The organism is Bacillus massiliigorillae (assembly GCF_000380245.2).
In the GTDB taxonomy this organism is placed as follows: domain Bacteria; phylum Bacillota; class Bacilli; order Bacillales; family DSM-1321; genus Bacillus_AD; species Bacillus_AD massiliigorillae.
Genome location: NZ_HG428741.1, coordinates 1,973,381 through 1,990,110, shown reverse-complemented (window position 1 = coordinate 1,990,110; position 16,730 = coordinate 1,973,381). Strand labels below are relative to the sequence as shown.

Here is a 16,730-nt window from a genome sequence, read left to right as displayed (position 1 = left end):
GATGCCTAGTATTGGTATTGCAGATAAAACTACATTAGATAGTGTTAAGAATGATACAACTAACATTAAAACAACTACGACAAATATTAAATCTGATACTACTAATATTTTGACTAAAGTTAATGGAATGGGTGATGGATATGATCCTTCTTTTAAAATGTCAGCGTATGCATCTACAGCCGCAAACGACACGAGTAATGCAAAAGAAGTTTTAAATGTTACTGGTAAATGTAAAATAGTAGGTGTAGTAATAGGAAATCCTAATGGTGGTTCTGAATTGCGAATTAAAGTAGCTAGTACAGCAATCGAAACTTATGATTTAGGAATAGGAATCCACCGTACTTATATTCCTATTAATAGAGAAGGTACTAACATAATTGTAAGTATTAGAAATTCAGGAAGTGGAACAGGACAGGGTTCTTGTGGCTGTACCGTATTATATAAATTATTATAGTAGGTGATGAAATGATTATTCTAAATGAATATATTGAAGGTAATATGAACGTAATAGAATATTCACGAGATGGAGTAACAGTTTCGCATGTTGTAAAAACAACTATACAAGTAGATGTTCCTATAGAACCACAACCAACAATAGAAGATTTGCAAATGCAAACACTTTTAAATACAGAATACCTAGTAGCGTTAGCAGAAATAAAAGGATAAGGAGAGATTTATATGAGCTGTTACAAATTATGTAAAACAATGATTGAAAAAGGCAACTACGAATACCAATCAATGATTGGTAAATTGGATGCCTTTTTATTAGTAGGAAGAATTACCCCTGATGAGTACACTGAGTTAGTTGGTTTAATGGATGCTCAGAAAACTGCGTAAGGCAGATTTTATAGAGTAAAGTTGAATAAATTCTTGTTGCGATTTATGGTATATTGAAGAAAAGTTTAAGGAGTATATTATGAGTTGGACTAAGAGGATTTATTTTGATGAAGGTTATAGAGATAAACCAAAATGTAAAAAAGCGTTATTAAATGTAGGAGTTCGGTTTGAGTATTTTGAAACAAGAGTTAAAATTACACATGGAACGTGGGAAATTATTTCAAATGAAAAGGCACCGTATTACTTATGTCGAAAAGTGTTAAAAAATGGAAATTTATCTTCAAGTAAAACATTGCAAAATCAAAGAAATTTTAGTGAGTCTGAGATTTATAGAGTCCTTAATTAAAAGGCTCTTTTTTTATACGCTATAGGCAGATTATGCGACACAAACATAGCACCTTAAGAGGTGTATTTTTTATGCCTAAAACAAGGAGGTTAACATGAAAGAGGAACTGATTTATAAGTGGGTAGCAATTGCGGCAGGCGGTATATTTGGATATTTAGGTGGTTTAGATAAATTGTTAACAGTATTGATTACATTGACAGTATTAGATTATGTAAGTGGTATTATTGCAGCTGGTGTGATGGGTAAATTAAAAAGTAAAGTTGGGTTCAAGGGCATCGCTAAAAAAGTGATGCTCTTTTTATTGGTTGCTGCTGCACATGTAGTTGATCAAGCGATTGGAAGTAATGCAATGTTCAGAGAAGCTGTTATTTTCTTTTTCATTGCAAATGAGCTTTTATCATTAATTGAAAATGCCGGAAACATTGGTTTGCCAGTACCGCAAGTACTTACAAATGCTGTAGAAATTTTAAAAGGAAAAGGTGAAGGAAAATGAAATCAGTAGTAATAAGCTCTGGACATGGAAAGTACGTGTCTGGAGCAAGAGGATATATAGATGAAGTAACAGAAGCACGTAATGTCGTTGTACGTGTAGCAACTTACCTCAAACAGCTTGATGTAGAAACATATGAGTTTCATGATAACACTTCGAAATCACAAAATGAAAACCTAAAAACAATCGTAAAATACCATAATAGTAAGCAGCGTGATCTAGACGTATCTGTCCATTTTAATTCTGGAAATACAGAAGAAGGTGGCGTAGAAGTATATTATTATGATGATAGTTCATTAGCTGCTAAAGTTTCGAAAGCTATAGGTGATGCAACAGGTATGAAAAATCGTGGAGCTAAACAAAATAAGGAGCTATATGTATTAAAGAATACGTCCAAACCAGCTATTTTAATTGAAGTATGTTTTGTAAATGTAAAATCAAATACAGATGCATATGGTAAACATTTTGATGCTGTTTGCAAAACTATTGCAGAAACACTTGCAAATAAAAAACTAGCTAATTCATCTGCTAACCAGCCTACTAATAATAAGAGATATCGTTTGTATACTGGTACATTCGCTACAGAAGCATCTGCTAAAGCATTTAAAGAAAAAGTAGAAAAAACATTTGATGTTACTTTGCAGATGCGAGAAGAATAAATAAAAAATCCATCTTACTCTATCGTATTATGTGGTGCATAGGATGTAATACGATAGAATATGATGGATTTTAAATTATTTAAACCAATCAAGTGCTTCTATTTCATCTATATCGATTTCGTTCTCAGCACATAATTCATTAATAGCACCTAGTGCCCAGGATTTTCTAGCTAAAGCTTGATGTTCTATTGTCCACTCAGGACCGTTTTTTTCGATATTGAATTGTTTTTTTAATTCAGGTAAAAGCACAGCGTATAACATTAAGGAGCCAAGATCTAAATTTAAATAAAAAGGAATAACTTCTCCATTAGTTCCATTGAGTCCAGATTCATAATTATTTATTATAGCCTCTCCATTTGCCAATAGGTGAAATCTAATTGTTCCTTCAGACGTAATTAAGGTAGTTCCAACTTGGCCAACAGTTGTGTTAATACCTAGACCTGTTTTCGGTACAGCTTCATCCAAAAGATTTTTTCCTGTACTTTCATGAGTTATATCTTTACGGTCGACTGATTGAGAAAGATTTCTTATATCGCTAATACTAATTTTTAATAAAGAGTCACATTCTTCTTTTTCACAACATCTTTCCTCATTACAACTGGAAACCTCTTGATTTTCTTTACTAATTAACCAATAAAAAAAATCACTCGAAAAAGAATAGTTAGGTATATCTTTGAATTGTACTTTTTTCCATTCTTTATGAGCTTCATCTGCTTTTCGTCCTGCTCCCATAAGTACAGATCTAATAGATCTAATTTTGTATTCAGGTCCTTCTACGATTACAAAAACTCTGCCAAATGATTCGAAAAAGAACACATTTTGAATATTTTGATGTATTCTTTTCGAACGAGGAATTACATAATCGTTATATATGACTTCTCCTTCGGGAGCTGATGTTTCAATAAAGCTTTTAGTTGGAATACACTTTATTTCTTGCCCTAGGATTGTATAGGTTTGAATTTTAAATTCTTCTTCATCATCTGAAAAAGGTTTCCAACTATTCACTAGTGTTCTATCATATCTAGGAATGTCATTTCTATTACTCAAGTAATCTATTGTTTTAGAATAATTCAGTTTTAATAGAGTAATAACATTTTCTAATGATAGTTCAGGATCTAATGCCCATAGAGTTAATCTTGTTTCTTTGCCAGCCAATATTATATCTCCCATCTGAAGTTTACTATATGTTCGGACGTGTTGGATTTAATGAAAAAATTAAGCCAAAAAGGTGCTACTTTTCCGTTTAGCATAAGTGTTGTTATTATTTGAATAGTTTCAGTACTTACGATATTTGTAATATCTTCTGTGATAAAATAATCACAGCCTTTGCTGTTCTCTATATCAATATTAGCTCTTTCGAGAATCTGGGTAACATAGTTATGGAGTAGTATTTCAAATCCACTTGGTGTTGATTCTATGTCTTGGCGTAAAGATTCGTTAGTCGCTTCAAGTAAAATACCTGGAGTTACTGGTTCAACAAGAATAGACAGTTTCAGCCTTTTTAATATTTTACAGCAAATCCACATCCATATTGAATTTCTTTTCAAAAGACCGATTTTTAACTCTACGATTCTTTCATGGTCTTGAGTTTTTTTACTACCATTAATAGAAAAATTAGTATTAGGTTGTTCGAAATGTTGATTGTATTGTTCAATGACTATATCGATAGGGCGAGTAAATATAGTTAGCGCTATTGATACAATAAAAAGTATTATCCCGATTAAAAGGAAGGTAATTAGCTCTTCTGCCTTATCTTCAAACCAATTGGAGTCCTTCCAAATAGCTTTTGTAATAAAGTAAAATAAAACGATTACGATTGTATCTTTAACTAAAAGAGTAAGAGTTTCTTGTTTATTCAATCATACCTCTCCATTCTTTTCTTCTGTAAATGGAAAATATGTTCCAGCTAATAGTCCAATAGGTCTGCTTGAAATTATATCTTCAAGTTTATTTTCCTCAATTTCGGCAGTTAATACAGCATTTCGAGAAAATGATATATTTTCATGAATTCTTTTTTGTTTATCTTTGAATGTTATTTCCTCGATGTCATTTCCGAACTCGTACCTTTGCTCATTTACAAACTTTATCAATCCATCAATATCTTTTGAACGGATTAGACTTAATAAATCTGCATGTTCATCATCAAACAGGTCATTTGTAAAGGATATTTTAATCAAATCAGCGTTGAATTTATCAAGAGATAAGAGAAGCTGGTCGAATTTATTTTGGCGAACTTCAAAAGGTTTGATTATATACTCATTTCTGAAATTTTTTATTTTATGATCTTTCCAGTTGCTTCGATCAAGACCTAAAATTGTATTGTTTTCCGAAATAAATATACCGTCATCCAAATTAGTGTGTAGAGGAGGCTTATTTTGATTGTATTTACTTAGTAATTTAAATAAATATAACTTTTTAACCATAAATCATTCCTCCTTTTTCTAAACTAAAAATTGTTGGTAAACAGTTAAATTATAAATCAGCGTAAATTTTTATACAATATAATATGTACAATAAATATTTTCACCGTTAACCTAATTTTTAAACATATTAGTTATTAATGTATTGGGTTGTATTGGGTTTATTCCATTAATCAAAATTGAATTTGGAAGCAATATTACTCGATAATTCATTTTTTTCTAAAAGATTTCATGTATGATTAGTTTGAAACCATCCAGAAAAGAGCTGATTGTTTATGAAAAAGATTATTACATTATGTATTATTATTTTAGCTGTTATTGGATTAGCAGGAGCATTTTTTAATAGAGATAATACTCCTTCGTTTAAATCGGCAGAAGGAATGACCAAAGAGGAAAGAGTTGAAAATGATAATTCCATTCTAAAAGAAGAATTAAAAGATGTAGATCGTATTGATGTTAGACATGATGATGATGCTATTGTTATTTATATTCCATATGAAAAGTCTAAACAGAATATAGATGAAATTGCTGCTAATTATGTTGATGATGTAAAAAGTGCTTTGATTGATAGGAAAAGTGATTTAACTTTAGAGAAAAATTCTTATTTAATTTATATTTATAGTTCAGATGGAAGATTGATTGATTCTGCTTCTAGTTAATAATGATTTGATTATTGACCACATTATTGACCACATTTTATCTAAAACAATATGGAAATATATGAACCGACATTCTGAAGTCTGTATGAAAATCTATGCACAATAACTGTTTTCGAAATTAATTAAAAACTGATGAAATACATTGAAAATAAGGGATACTTGTGTGCCTTTAACAGTCAAGGTGATTTAACATTTGATGTTGTGGCAACAGGAGAATCTGGCTATCACATTATTGATTTATATCCGGGGATTTATAAGCAAAAAGAAAAATCTACAGATATGACATTAATTCCACAACTTACTTATTCAACGGATCATCCAGGTTCGGCAATGCCTGCTATTCGATTAGGGTTTGAAGTAACGAAATAAAAAACAGAGGCTATTCTCTAAGCTGATTGTATGACTTAGAAATAGCCTCTATTTTATTAGTAATCATAAATTAATTATTAATAGTTGAAGGTGTATGTGGAGGATGTGATTGTTTACCTTTTCGTAAGATGAAACTGTTATATCCAATATAGTAAACCATCAAAATAAATAAAATAATAATAGTTGATGGATCTTTCGTAAAATGTTGACTATATTGAAGACTATTCATGTCGGTTACTTCGTTAGAAATTTGAAGTAAGATGATTATTCGATAAATAAATCGACCTAGGAAGAGTGCAAGTACTAAAGATTCAATCCATAAATGAGTTCTGTAATAAAATAAATAATTTCTAACTTCGAATTTACTATGTTTAATAGCATATGACACTAACAAGACTCCTAATATGAGTCCAATTGCAACATAGAGAAAGGTTACAGGGTGAAGAAAACAGCTAGTAAGAACGAATAATGAGACAAGACTGAAAATAATAATTCGAAATATTAATCTTCTTGGTTTATAAAGTTGAAAGCCAATGGAACGTTTTACTTTTCTGTATAAGATGAAACCAACTAATGCAATCGTATATGAATATTGAAGTGCTATATTCATTCAATACACCTCCTAAGTGAAGCCTGATTAAATCATAAAGCCAAAAACCATGCAAGTAAATATGTTTTTGCTAAATTAAGGAAAAAACAGAGTGTGCATCGGGGTATTTTTGTATTTTGCAGTACTATTACGAAGTCATGAAAAACATAAGAAGATATAATGTTGAAATATAATAAAATTATAATAATTTTTATTTTTCTGTTAATTATGTATTGACTATTCTATTCTATCTGTATATTATTGTGTTTAATTACATAAAAACAAGCGAAGATTGGAAATAGTAAAGGGATTTATAAACTTTTAGAGAGCCGATGGTTGGTGGAAATCGGTAGTTATAGCCTTTGAACTCATCCATAAGCTACTCCCTGAACATAATCAGTAGGGGAAGTCGGTTTTCTACCGTTAAGAAGATAGGTGGTAATAGCCACCGAAAATGAGTGGGTTAATATTATTATTAATCAATTAGAGTGGTACCGCGAGCAATGCCTCGTCTCTATATATAAATAGAGACGGGGCTTTTTTATTTTCTTAATAAACTAAATAATATAAATAAAAAAGGTGGGAGTATTGATGAAAAATATCGAAAAATATACTAGAGGTTACTTTATGCCCCCAGTGAAAAGCTTGAAATGGACAGAAAAGGAATATATTACAGAAGCGCCTACATGGTGTAGTGTGGATCTTCGAGATGGAAATCAAGCTTTGATCGTACCTATGAATCTGGAGGAGAAGCTAGAGTATTTTCAATTACTTTTGGAAGTGGGCTTTAAAGAAATAGAAGTAGGTTTCCCTGCTGCATCAGAAACAGAATACGCTTTTTTACGTACATTAATTGAAGAAAATTTGATTCCAGATGATGTGACAATTCAAGTATTAACACAGTCAAGAGAACATATTATCAAAAAAACATTTGAAGCGTTACAAGGTGCGAAAAAAGCAGTGGTGCATTTGTACAATTCCACTTCAGTGGCACAGCGTGAGCAAGTATTTAGAAAATCTAAGGAAGAAATTATTAATATAGCAGTTACTGGAGCGAAAATGCTAAAAAAATATGCTGCTGAAACGGAAGGGAATTTCCAATTTCAGTATTCTCCAGAAAGCTTCACAGGTACAGAAGTAGAGTTTTCACTTGAAATATGCAATAAGGTACTAGATATTTGGCAACCTGCAGAGGATAACAAGGTAATAATCAACCTTCCAGCTACAGTATCAATGTCAATGCCACACGTATACGCAAGCCAAATTGAATATATGAGTGATAATCTTAAATATAGAGACAATGTCGTTCTATCACTTCATCCACACAATGACAGAGGAACAGGGGTAGCAGATGCCGAGCTAGGTATGTTAGCTGGAGCGCAAAGAGTCGAAGGAACACTGTTTGGAAATGGAGAAAGAACAGGGAACGTCGATATCGTAACACTTGCATTAAACATGTACTCACACGGAGTAGATCCAAAGCTGAATTTCGAAAATATCCCTGCTATTATTTCTAAATATGAAAAATTAGTGAGAATGACAGTACATGAAAGACATCCATATGGTGGTGAACTTGTATTTACTGCATTCTCTGGCTCTCACCAAGATGCTATTGCCAAAGGAATGAAATGGCGTGAAGAAGAAGACTGCCAATATTGGACAGTTCCTTATCTATTAATTGATCCAATGGATATCGGAAGAGAATATGAAGGAGACATCATCCGAATTAACAGCCAATCTGGTAAAGGTGGAATTGGTTATATCCTTCAACAAAATTATGGAATTGACCTTCCTAACGAAATGCGTGAGAGCTTTGGATATAGTGTGAAGAATGTTTCGGATCATAACCAGAAAGAGCTTATGCCGAATGAAATTTATGATATTTTCATGAATGAATACGTCAATATTAATACACCTTTTGAATATATTCGTTATCAATACAAGCAAAATGGTCAATACGAAACAATTGTATCGCTTCGAGTCAATAATGAGGAATGTGAATTAACAGGTTATGGTAATGGTAGATTGGATGCAATTAGCAACGTAATCCAAACACAACTAGGAATTGATTATAAAGATTTAATTTATAAACAGCATGCATTAGAAATAGGCTCAGGTTCTCAGGCTGTATCTTATGTAGGAATTACTTCAAACAATGGTACTGTATATTGGGGTTGTGGAATTGACACTGATATTATGAATTCATCAGTAAAAGCGCTGTTTAGTGCTGTTAATAAAATGGTAACTAGCTTACAACTTTCTGTAGAAAGAGAATTAATTAAATAAGTACAGAGAGATAGTAAATATTCAAATTGAATTTTTGAAAAGGACAATTACTAACAATTGTGCAATGATTCAAGTTTTTAGAAACAATTCAAACTAAAATGATGCCTGCCGACTAACTTTAAAAACACTAAAGAAGGTACTTATTGTAATAAGATATACTTAAAAAGACAGTGAGCAACTTAAAAGCTCACTGTCTTTTAATTTGAATAATTAAATATCGAGTTTATTAGATTTGAGATTTCTTTTGGAAATAGACTATTAAGAAGATAGAAAAAGTTATATAAATGGGAGTATATGCAAGGTATTGCAAATATACTTGTGTTTATATTCGATATAGGTCTAATAGAAAAGATATTAACTAGGCGAATCTGGACTAGTATTTAACCGTTGAAATAAAAAGGATGTTTTGACACCGTATAGACTGATTAAGTGTATCTAAGAATATAAAAAATATTATAGTATAAAAAAGCACATTATCAGATTAATGTGCCTTTGCATAAATGACCAATCTAATTGGATTTTGGGCTCCTATATAAAACATCTTGTCTTTTTATAATCATTGTTTTACATATTTTACGGTATATTTTAATTCTTGTTCATATTGGTTGATTAAACTACCGTTCTCATACTTATCTAAGTATTCTATGATTGACTCCCAAATTCCTACACTCATTATATCCATTAAATTTGACATCTCAGTATCTCTATTTGCACTTTGTATTTTCTTTAATTCAAGCATACGTTCAGCTATTTCCTTGAATCCAGTTAGTGAGACCTCGTCTTTGTAAATTAAATTCCTTTCTAATTCAGTATTTTTAAGTTCTTGTTTGTATTTATTTATTGTTTCTATTCTATGCTTTTGTGCCATGTCAGCTTGATATTGTAATGGACCAAAACGGAAATTTGTTCTCCAACGTACAAATGTATCTTCTGGAACACCTAGTTCCTTGGCACCATCCCATTTCTCCATACCTCTTTCTATGCATATCTCATACATTATTTCTTTTAATGGTTTATTAAATTTTTTCTCTATTATTTCTTTATATTCATTATTAGTTAGCATATTACTCCTCCATAAGTTAAATTATAAGAACAAATGTTTCTGTTTTATTATAACCCTTTATTACTTTTATTAAAAATTATTGATTTGGGTTGTGTAGGCATAATTACTAGCTAGTAATTAAAGGGTGAGTGATTGAGGGGGCAGGCTAGTTTTAACGGGAGGATTATTAGGGATTAGAGTACATGATACGGCATTTATATGTAAGGGGAAATAATGATTCAATAACTTTTTTCAATGTAATACTGTTAAGTCGTTTGCGTCTTTCTGTTGGAGATGAATTGGAAATTCAGATGATATCCTCATTAATGAAAATGGACATATATTTGACATGAATTTAAAATAGCTTTGAATTCAAAATTGGAAGGTCAATTATGGCTGGATTCAACAGAAAAGTGAGAAAAACACTGGTCGGGTGTTTTTGTATAGTGTGAATTTCTTATAAACCTACTTGCAGATATCGATCCGATAGTTCAGTGGGAGGATACATCCTTGACAGGGATGGGGTCGGGGGTTCGAATCCCTCTCGGGTCATCACTTTTTAGGCGCCAGAAACCTTTATATATCAAGGGTTTCTGGCTTTTTGTTTGGAGTAGTTTTTCTTGGTTGGTGCTCCGTTCTGGCGAATTGCTCACATAATGCTCACATCAGGCTGTTTTTTCTGCATCAAGGCGTTGTGGAAGATATCGGCGACTTGATCTTGATCATTTGGTATCAGGTGAGCATACGTATCTAATGTTGTTTTAGGTTTGGAATGACCGAGGCGATTTGCGACTTTGACGATATCTACACCTTCTCTAATCAAGATAGAGGCGTGAGTATGGCGAATCTCGTGTATACAGATTGATGTGACATTTGCCATTTCGCATAATCGCTTCATTACACGTAATAAATTACGTGGATCTTGAAAGGTTCCTTGTTCCGTACAAATAACCAAGTTGTTATCCTGATAGGTTCCACCTAATCGATCTTTCCACTCTTCCTGCTGCTCTTTATGAGTGATTAGCTCATTTAGGATGTAATCAGTAATAGGAACTTGTCGCCTCGACTTGAAAGTTTTCGGAGAAGATAGTTGATAGCCTTTTTCAGGAATGTGAATCAATGTGCGTTCTACACGGATGATTTTTTTCTTGAAATCAATATCACTCCATTTGAGCCCAAGAATTTCACCTCTACGCATTCCGGTATAGATGGCAAGTAAGAAGGTGATGTAATGTCTCTCTTCCTTACAGTGTTCAAGAAAGCGGTGTATTTCATCAAAAGACCATATTACTGTGTCTTTTGTTTTTACTGATGGTGGATCCGCATCAATCACCGGATTGTGAGCTATTTTCTTCCACTTAACCGCTTGTTTGAAAGCTTGATTCAGTAATTGATGGATTTTGCGTATGGTATTGGTGCTATATCCCTCATCTAACTTGTCGTTGTATAAAGCATCTATCATTTCTGTTGTAATTTTTGAAAGCTCTTTGTTTGCAAACGGATTTTCTCGAATAAGATGTTTGTCCATTGCATACTTTCTATTGGAGATTGTTGATTCTTTAACGCGTTTTTGATAGTGAGAAGTAAACCAATGCTCCATATAGGAAGCAAATGTTTCTTTACTTGGTTCCACGTAACGGTTCTCATCTAATTCAACGAGCCATTTGCGAAGGAATGATTCAGCATCTCGCTTTGAAGTGAAACCTGATTTTGTTTTTTGTTTTCGCTTACCTGTATAAGGATCTCTTCCTATATCTACGACTACTTCGAATCTGCGTCCTTTTTTTGCTTTTCTTTCTCTAATATGGCCTTTCATTTCGCTTTCCTCCTAGATTATTAATCGAGCATTGGAAAGCAAGTGATCTATCATCAGTTTGACCACTTGCTTGATTATTTATAATGCTTGGACTTACTGTTGTGACAACCAATCAAAGAAATCTTCTCTTCGGACTCGCTTGGTTCTACCTATACGAATTAATGGAAATGTAGAGTGCTCCATTAATTCGTAAGCTGTTGGTTTAGAAACCATTAAGATTTCTGATATATGTACAGCTGTTAGCATCAGTGGATAATCTTCAATGTGTTTGTTCATCTAATACTCTCCTTGTTGTAAATTCTCAATTTAATAGATTGATAATTGCTTATCGATAAAACGATGTGTGCCTTAATACAGTTTAAATAGGTCTGCTATCAAAGTGGAAAAAAGATAATAAAATGATGAAAAAATTTTTCGAACAGATTATATTGCGGTATTTTTGAAAAACCAACGGATGGGGAAAATTTATTGTGGCTGTTTTGTGAACTTATAAATGATTAATTTAAATTCTGTTTTAGAAAAGGTATAGGGACTAAAAATATGAAGAAAATAAAGAGATAGTAATATTTATATTATCATTCTCAAAAATGTCACATCAGAATATAAGGAAGAGTTTGGTCGAATATCTTCTGAAGAAAAGTATTAATGGTAAGCTGTTAAGTACTTGAAAATCTCTAGGATGAGGAGATTTTTAAATATGACTAATAATGAAAAAGATACATATTTAGAAAGAGCTTTGCGACAAGCCAAAGCATCACTAGAATTAGAAGGCTTTAATATTACAGATACCCATACAGAACTAGTCCGTTCGCTATTATCTAGTGCAATTACTGAAGAGGAATACCGAGAGAAAGTGATGAAAATGGTCAAAGGTAATGATGATTAAAAAAAGTGGTTTATTACTAAATCATTTTTGCTTTGCTCTTCTTTAACTAACTGTGCAGCATTCCTGTAATTAATGAAACCAATGAGTTTTTCATTCAATAAGCTACATCAGTACATTTTGTCGAAAAAACACTTAAACAAACTGGTGTGTTAGAGAAAATAGAAAACAAATCGGACCACAACATTTTAGATATGTTAAAGGAATACAATTATGGTACTTTTGTATATACTAAAAAAGTGTGATACTAAGCGCCTTTAGTAGTATGTAATCGCACACTGGGCGGTTGATTCAACTGAAAATATTGTTTGTAAGAAGAACCTTCATCCGTGCTAGTGGTATTGTGATTCTTCTTTTTGTAAGGCTATGTTCTAAAAGAATGTTGCTATTGAAAGAAAATTATAAGCCTGTATCTTTGATGCACTATTGATACAGGCTCTTTTCTATTTATGCGTCACTTTCTTCTTTTTTAAATTCTTAAATAGATAAAATCCTCCTATTATAAGAACTAGAATGATAACTATTGATATAGCTCCGAATTGTAAAAAAGCTTTGGCTATTGCAGATAAAAAGCTCATATTACCCCCCCTTAAGAAATGTATAATAAGTAAAATTATAACATCTATAAAGAGAAAAATGTAAAATGGTGGTTATTAAATAACTTGAGCGATTTTTCTAATATCCTTTACTGATGTGAAATTTGCTTTTTTACAAGCATTCAATAACAACTCATTTATATTTTCTTTAGAGGACAATTTTTTGTTTATTTCAAGGAAACGATGCCAAATTAAATAGTTGTTCAAAAATTTGGTCGCAACGCCATTAAATCGTTCCATCCAAGTTTTTAATCGACGATGATAACTGTTAACGTGTTGGACGTGATAGATTTTTTTACGAACATATTCTTTATTACGTGCATTTATAGCTTCGTGTTTTAACCCTTTCATAGTAGCAAACTTTTTATAGTTTGTAGCTGTGTCTGTACATAACAAAGAAGACTTATCTAAGTAGTCACCTAATACAGCACATCAATTTCAAGTGCAGTAATGCGACCTTTTCCAGCGACTTCAGAAAGTATTTGACCATTTCTATCGTGAGCGACAACTACACATATTTGTTCTTTAGATATACCTCTTTTGGACGCAGAACCGCCTCTTTTTCGTGGTTTACGATGAGCAATTTGCTTTTTGCCTTTTTCACTTTCTAAGAAATATGTCTCGTCACTTTCAATGATACCTAAAAGCTTTTGATGTCCAAGTGATTGCAAGGCAAATAACACCTTATGTCTCCAATAGAATGCGGTACTCAGATGAATCTTTAACTCTTTAGCGATTGTTCTTAATGAGCAACCATCTATCATCATTTCGATATATTTAATCCACTTATGCGGATATTTCGTTCCAGACAAAGGGCTTCCAGTCATATCATTAAACGATTTACCACAATCCTTACAAAGATAACGCCCGAACATAGCCTTTTGTAAAGAGCAATTAACTACAAGGAGTTTCGGAATCTGAGGTTCGAAAGAAATGTGCAAATGTCGAATTGATTGCAACACAGGTAATGCCCAACAGCCCGATATGGCAGATAGACACTCGTCAGATGATCGGTGAGAAAAATTGGGATGCGTTTTTAGAAAAGAGGAAAGCTTTGAAAGACCAGTCGATTAAGTTATGTGAACTAATGTTATGGTTCTTAGATGAAGAGGATGGAAATAAAAAAGACTAAGATCGCCCTTATATTTGGGGTGTCGTTAGTCTTTTTGTGTTTTATTTACCTCTGTATTTTTGTTTGATTTCTAATAACTCGAGTGGTGTTAGGTCGTAGCAATTATTAGCTCAATCTTTTTCATCCGGAAAGTTTGAATATAAACAGCACTTGATATAGATGTTGTGCTGGGATTATTTGGATGATTCTGCTGTGCTATGTACAAATACAGCAACTAATTATAAGAATTTTGCGGCTATGGAAGGATTAAAACACGAAGTTATAAATGCACGTAATAAAGAGTATGTTTGACAAAAAATATATCAGGTTCAGCACGGTAATAGTTATCATCGACAATTAAAAGATTGGATGGAACGATTTAATGGTGTAGCAACAAAATACCTAAACGGCTATTTGATATGGCACCGTTTCTTAGAATTAAATAAAAAGTTTCCCTGTAAAAAAAATATGAATGAAATAATATTGAACGCCTGCCAAAAAGCAAATTTCACAACAGTAATCGATATTAGAAATTTCAACTGATGTATTTTACTTATAAGGATTATTTCACTATCGGAGCAGGATAGTTCAATAAGGATATGGTATATTAAGGATAATGTGATGGTGATGTATTTATTAAATGTCATTAGAATATCTATAAGGGTGGGTTTTATATGGATAGTAGGAAGAAAGTTCAACTTTACTTTGCTGGTCTCTTTGTTGTATTCCCTATAATTTTTATTGTCAGTTCTTTCTTGTGGAGAACAGTAATACTAAATAAAGGATTTGCTATGGTAGCAACAGATGCTTTCTCTATAATAGGTATCTACTACCTAATCATTAGTCTAATTTTTATGTTTGTAAATATAAAGAATATAAAGTCTTTAATAACCTAGAACTAACCACAAAAATGTTTTTATTGGCATATAATGTATACTAATTAAGGAGGAAAGGAAATTATTATAATGACTGATGTGAAAACTAATCAAAAGAAATTCAATGTCCCATTAGTATTCGCTTGTGCTTGTGTGGGTGCTTTTTTAGGACTAGTTGCTTATGTGAAAGATTGGATATAAACGTTAAACAACTTTAAATGGTAAATGTGAATAAACGTACTTAAACAAACAGGTGCAATAGCAGAAGATCAGAGCTGTCATTTAGATAGCTTTTTCTTGTGCAGCTAACGTGGCAGTTTAGTTGAATAACACTTATAATATAGATTTAGGTGGTATAAAAAATGCGAACAGAAGAAATTATGGAATTGATATTAAAAGTTGCCGAGAAAGATGAGAGAGTACGAGCTGTTGCAATGAATGGTTCTCGAACAAATTCTAATGTGCCTAAAGATACTTTCAGAGATTATGATATTGTTTATCTTGTATCTGACCTTCAATCGTTTCTAATCAATCCTTATTGGGTAAATGTTTTTGGGAAAAGAATAATAATGCAAACACCAGAGGATATGGCAATGTTTCCACCTGAATTAGGTGGAAGATTCACATATTTAATGTTATTTGAGGATGGGAATAGAATTGATTTAATGCTGATACCGATTGAGGAAAAAGATATTTATTGTTCTGAAGATGGATTAACAGTTATTTTATTAGATAAAGATGGGAATATGCCTAAGCTTTCGGAACCAACAGATAAAGATTACTGGGTAAAGAAGCCTTCTGCTGAATTTTTTGCTGATTGTTGTAATGAATTTTGGTGGGTTTCAACTTATGTAGCAAAAGGGTTATGGAGACAAGAAATACTTTACGCTTATGACCATTTAAATAGTGTAAGAGAAATGTTACTAACAATGCTTGAGTGGAAAGTTGGTATAGAAACCAATTTTTCATTGAGTGTAGGGAAAAACAGCAAGTACTTAAAGAGCTACCTTGATAACGACATTTGGGAAAGATTGATGAAAACATATCCTAATGGAGATTACGAACAAGTTTGGAATTCGTTATTTGAAGCAATTGACATATTTGAGCAAGTAGCTATTGAAGTAGCTAATATTCTCGAATATCAATATCCTTTTGAAGATGCGAATAAGGTAAAACAATACCTTACTAAAAATTAAACTCACTTTGTGAATCTATACACTTAAACAAATGGGTGCTAGAGCTTAAGAAAAAGGCTGCTTTTATAGTAGCCTTTTTCCTTATGCTACTAACGGTGCAGCATTCCTGTAATAAAGGAACTGATGAATTATGAAAAACCAACCCGATTTTGTGAAATTATACACTTAAACAAACAGGTGCTTTACTTTAATAAAGAAGCTGTAATGAACAGCTTCTTTTAAGTTCTTGAGAGAAAGATTCTTCAATGGTCTTTTATATTATATTTCTTTATTAGTTTCTTAGCTTCTTCAATCCCTTCGTCTGTTAGGTAAACAGATTTTGAACGCTTGCTATCACGAATAAAATTGTTTCCAGCTAACTCATTTAGAGATTCGAAGGGATAGCCTTTCCAACTTCTTTGAGCTTCACTTAATCCATAATCTTCTTTAAAAGAGGTTAAATACAACAATAATAATGTTAATTCATCGATTTGTTCTTTCATCTAAACGAGTCCTTCCTTTTTCCTTTAGTTTAACTTCATTTATGTAATATTCCAAACCTAACATTATTTTTGAT

The 16,730-nt window shown here is 32.1% G+C and carries 20 protein-coding genes, 1 tRNA gene, 2 pseudogenes and 1 other annotated feature; of the genes and pseudogenes, 13 read left to right on the top strand and 10 right to left on the bottom strand.

What is annotated here, in order from left to right:
- Window position 1 precedes the first annotated feature (1 nt).
- The 6 genes from TX86_RS09155 to TX86_RS09135 all read left to right on the top strand — a co-directional run bounded on the left by TX86_RS09155 (window position 2) and on the right by TX86_RS09135 (window position 2,332).
- Window positions 2-454: a hypothetical protein gene (locus TX86_RS09155; protein WP_042348235.1), complete on the top strand. Its 453-nt coding sequence runs from the start codon at window positions 2-4 to the stop codon at window positions 452-454.
- Window positions 455-465: 11 nt separating this feature from the next.
- Window positions 466-666, top strand: coding sequence for a hypothetical protein (locus TX86_RS09150; protein WP_042348233.1), 201 nt, complete (start codon window positions 466-468; stop codon window positions 664-666).
- 12 nt (window positions 667-678) lie between these two features.
- Window positions 679-837 (top strand): hypothetical protein, encoded by a 159-nt coding sequence (locus tag TX86_RS26990; protein WP_195892881.1) that lies wholly within the window; start codon window positions 679-681, stop codon window positions 835-837.
- Window positions 838-916: 79 nt separating this feature from the next.
- Window positions 917-1,183 carry a hypothetical protein gene (locus TX86_RS09145; RefSeq protein WP_042348232.1) on the top strand — a complete coding sequence of 89 codons (267 nt, stop codon included), beginning with the start codon at window positions 917-919 and terminating at the stop codon, window positions 1,181-1,183.
- A 94-nt stretch (window positions 1,184-1,277) separates the two neighbouring features.
- Window positions 1,278-1,676: a phage holin family protein gene (locus tag TX86_RS09140; protein ID WP_042348230.1), complete on the top strand. Its 399-nt coding sequence runs from the start codon at window positions 1,278-1,280 to the stop codon at window positions 1,674-1,676.
- On the top strand, window positions 1,673-2,332 hold the full coding sequence (locus TX86_RS09135; protein WP_052343604.1) for an N-acetylmuramoyl-L-alanine amidase: 660 nt from the start codon (window positions 1,673-1,675) through the stop codon (window positions 2,330-2,332). The genes TX86_RS09140 and TX86_RS09135 overlap by 4 nt, the downstream gene beginning before the upstream one ends.
- Window positions 2,333-2,407: 75 nt before the next feature.
- Here the strand turns inward: TX86_RS09135 and TX86_RS09130 are convergent, their stop codons facing one another.
- From TX86_RS09130 to TX86_RS09120, 3 genes are read right to left on the bottom strand one after another with little or no spacing between them, the layout of a single operon-like run.
- Complete coding sequence (locus tag TX86_RS09130) at window positions 2,408-3,487, bottom strand: hypothetical protein (RefSeq protein ID WP_042348228.1); 1,080 nt, start codon at window positions 3,485-3,487, stop codon at window positions 2,408-2,410.
- A gap of 2 nt (window positions 3,488-3,489) precedes the next feature.
- Entirely contained in the window at window positions 3,490-4,191 is a 702-nt protein-coding gene (locus TX86_RS09125) for a hypothetical protein (RefSeq protein WP_042348226.1), read from the bottom strand.
- Complete coding sequence (locus TX86_RS09120) at window positions 4,192-4,755, bottom strand: hypothetical protein (protein WP_042348225.1); 564 nt, start codon at window positions 4,753-4,755, stop codon at window positions 4,192-4,194.
- Window positions 4,756-5,027: 272 nt separating this feature from the next.
- On the opposite strand from TX86_RS09120, the gene TX86_RS09115 reads away from it, so the two are divergent.
- Complete coding sequence (locus tag TX86_RS09115; protein ID WP_042348223.1) at window positions 5,028-5,411, top strand: hypothetical protein; 384 nt, start codon at window positions 5,028-5,030, stop codon at window positions 5,409-5,411.
- 159 nt (window positions 5,412-5,570) lie between these two features.
- A complete protein-coding gene (locus TX86_RS09110) occupies window positions 5,571-5,780 on the top strand; it encodes a hypothetical protein (RefSeq protein ID WP_042348222.1) in 210 nt (69 codons plus the stop codon).
- Window positions 5,781-5,850: 70 nt separating this feature from the next.
- Here the strand turns inward: TX86_RS09110 and TX86_RS09105 are convergent, their stop codons facing one another.
- Window positions 5,851-6,390 (bottom strand): CcdC protein domain-containing protein, encoded by a 540-nt coding sequence (locus tag TX86_RS09105; protein ID WP_042348220.1) that lies wholly within the window; start codon window positions 6,388-6,390, stop codon window positions 5,851-5,853.
- A 258-nt stretch (window positions 6,391-6,648) separates the two neighbouring features.
- Window positions 6,649-6,888 (top strand) — a binding site (T-box leader).
- A 72-nt stretch (window positions 6,889-6,960) separates the two neighbouring features.
- Between TX86_RS09105 and TX86_RS09100 the strand changes: the two genes are divergently transcribed.
- Window positions 6,961-8,655 carry a 2-isopropylmalate synthase gene (locus TX86_RS09100; protein ID WP_042348218.1) on the top strand — a complete coding sequence of 565 codons (1,695 nt, stop codon included), beginning with the start codon at window positions 6,961-6,963 and terminating at the stop codon, window positions 8,653-8,655.
- A 556-nt stretch (window positions 8,656-9,211) separates the two neighbouring features.
- On the opposite strand, the gene TX86_RS09095 is transcribed toward TX86_RS09100, so the two are convergent.
- Window positions 9,212-9,718 (bottom strand): hypothetical protein, encoded by a 507-nt coding sequence (locus TX86_RS09095; protein WP_042348214.1) that lies wholly within the window; start codon window positions 9,716-9,718, stop codon window positions 9,212-9,214.
- 459 nt (window positions 9,719-10,177) lie between these two features.
- On the opposite strand from TX86_RS09095, the gene TX86_RS09090 reads away from it, so the two are divergent.
- A tRNA-Val gene (locus tag TX86_RS09090) sits at window positions 10,178-10,249 on the top strand.
- A 97-nt stretch (window positions 10,250-10,346) separates the two neighbouring features.
- Here the strand turns inward: TX86_RS09090 and TX86_RS09085 are convergent.
- Both TX86_RS09085 and TX86_RS09080 read right to left on the bottom strand, forming a co-directional pair.
- The gene (locus TX86_RS09085) at window positions 10,347-11,513 is read right to left on the bottom strand and encodes a site-specific integrase (RefSeq protein WP_042348210.1); all 1,167 of its coding nucleotides are present in this window, start codon (window positions 11,511-11,513) and stop codon (window positions 10,347-10,349) included.
- 93 nt (window positions 11,514-11,606) lie between these two features.
- Complete coding sequence (locus tag TX86_RS09080) at window positions 11,607-11,789, bottom strand: helix-turn-helix domain-containing protein (protein ID WP_042348208.1); 183 nt, start codon at window positions 11,787-11,789, stop codon at window positions 11,607-11,609.
- A gap of 421 nt (window positions 11,790-12,210) precedes the next feature.
- On the opposite strand from TX86_RS09080, the gene TX86_RS09075 reads away from it, so the two are divergent.
- Entirely contained in the window at window positions 12,211-12,399 is a 189-nt protein-coding gene (locus tag TX86_RS09075) for a hypothetical protein (protein ID WP_042348207.1), read from the top strand.
- A 440-nt stretch (window positions 12,400-12,839) separates the two neighbouring features.
- On the opposite strand, the gene TX86_RS27425 is transcribed toward TX86_RS09075, so the two are convergent.
- Both TX86_RS27425 and TX86_RS09070 read right to left on the bottom strand, forming a co-directional pair.
- Window positions 12,840-12,974 (bottom strand): hypothetical protein, encoded by a 135-nt coding sequence (locus TX86_RS27425; RefSeq protein WP_268258245.1) that lies wholly within the window; start codon window positions 12,972-12,974, stop codon window positions 12,840-12,842.
- 75 nt (window positions 12,975-13,049) lie between these two features.
- A pseudogene (locus TX86_RS09070) lies at window positions 13,050-13,858 on the bottom strand (IS1595 family transposase); the annotation flags it as partial.
- Window positions 13,859-14,267: 409 nt separating this feature from the next.
- Between TX86_RS09070 and TX86_RS27235 the strand changes: the two are divergent.
- Window positions 14,268-14,646: pseudogene (locus TX86_RS27235) on the top strand (IS1595 family transposase); the annotation flags it as partial.
- Between the two features lie 694 nt (window positions 14,647-15,340).
- Window positions 15,341-16,174, top strand: coding sequence for an aminoglycoside 6-adenylyltransferase (locus tag TX86_RS09055; RefSeq protein WP_042348200.1), 834 nt, complete (start codon window positions 15,341-15,343; stop codon window positions 16,172-16,174).
- A 242-nt stretch (window positions 16,175-16,416) separates the two neighbouring features.
- Here the strand turns inward: TX86_RS09055 and TX86_RS09050 are convergent, their stop codons facing one another.
- Window positions 16,417-16,656: a DUF6429 family protein gene (locus TX86_RS09050; RefSeq protein ID WP_042348198.1), complete on the bottom strand. Its 240-nt coding sequence runs from the start codon at window positions 16,654-16,656 to the stop codon at window positions 16,417-16,419.
- Window positions 16,657-16,730: the final 74 nt, after the last annotated feature.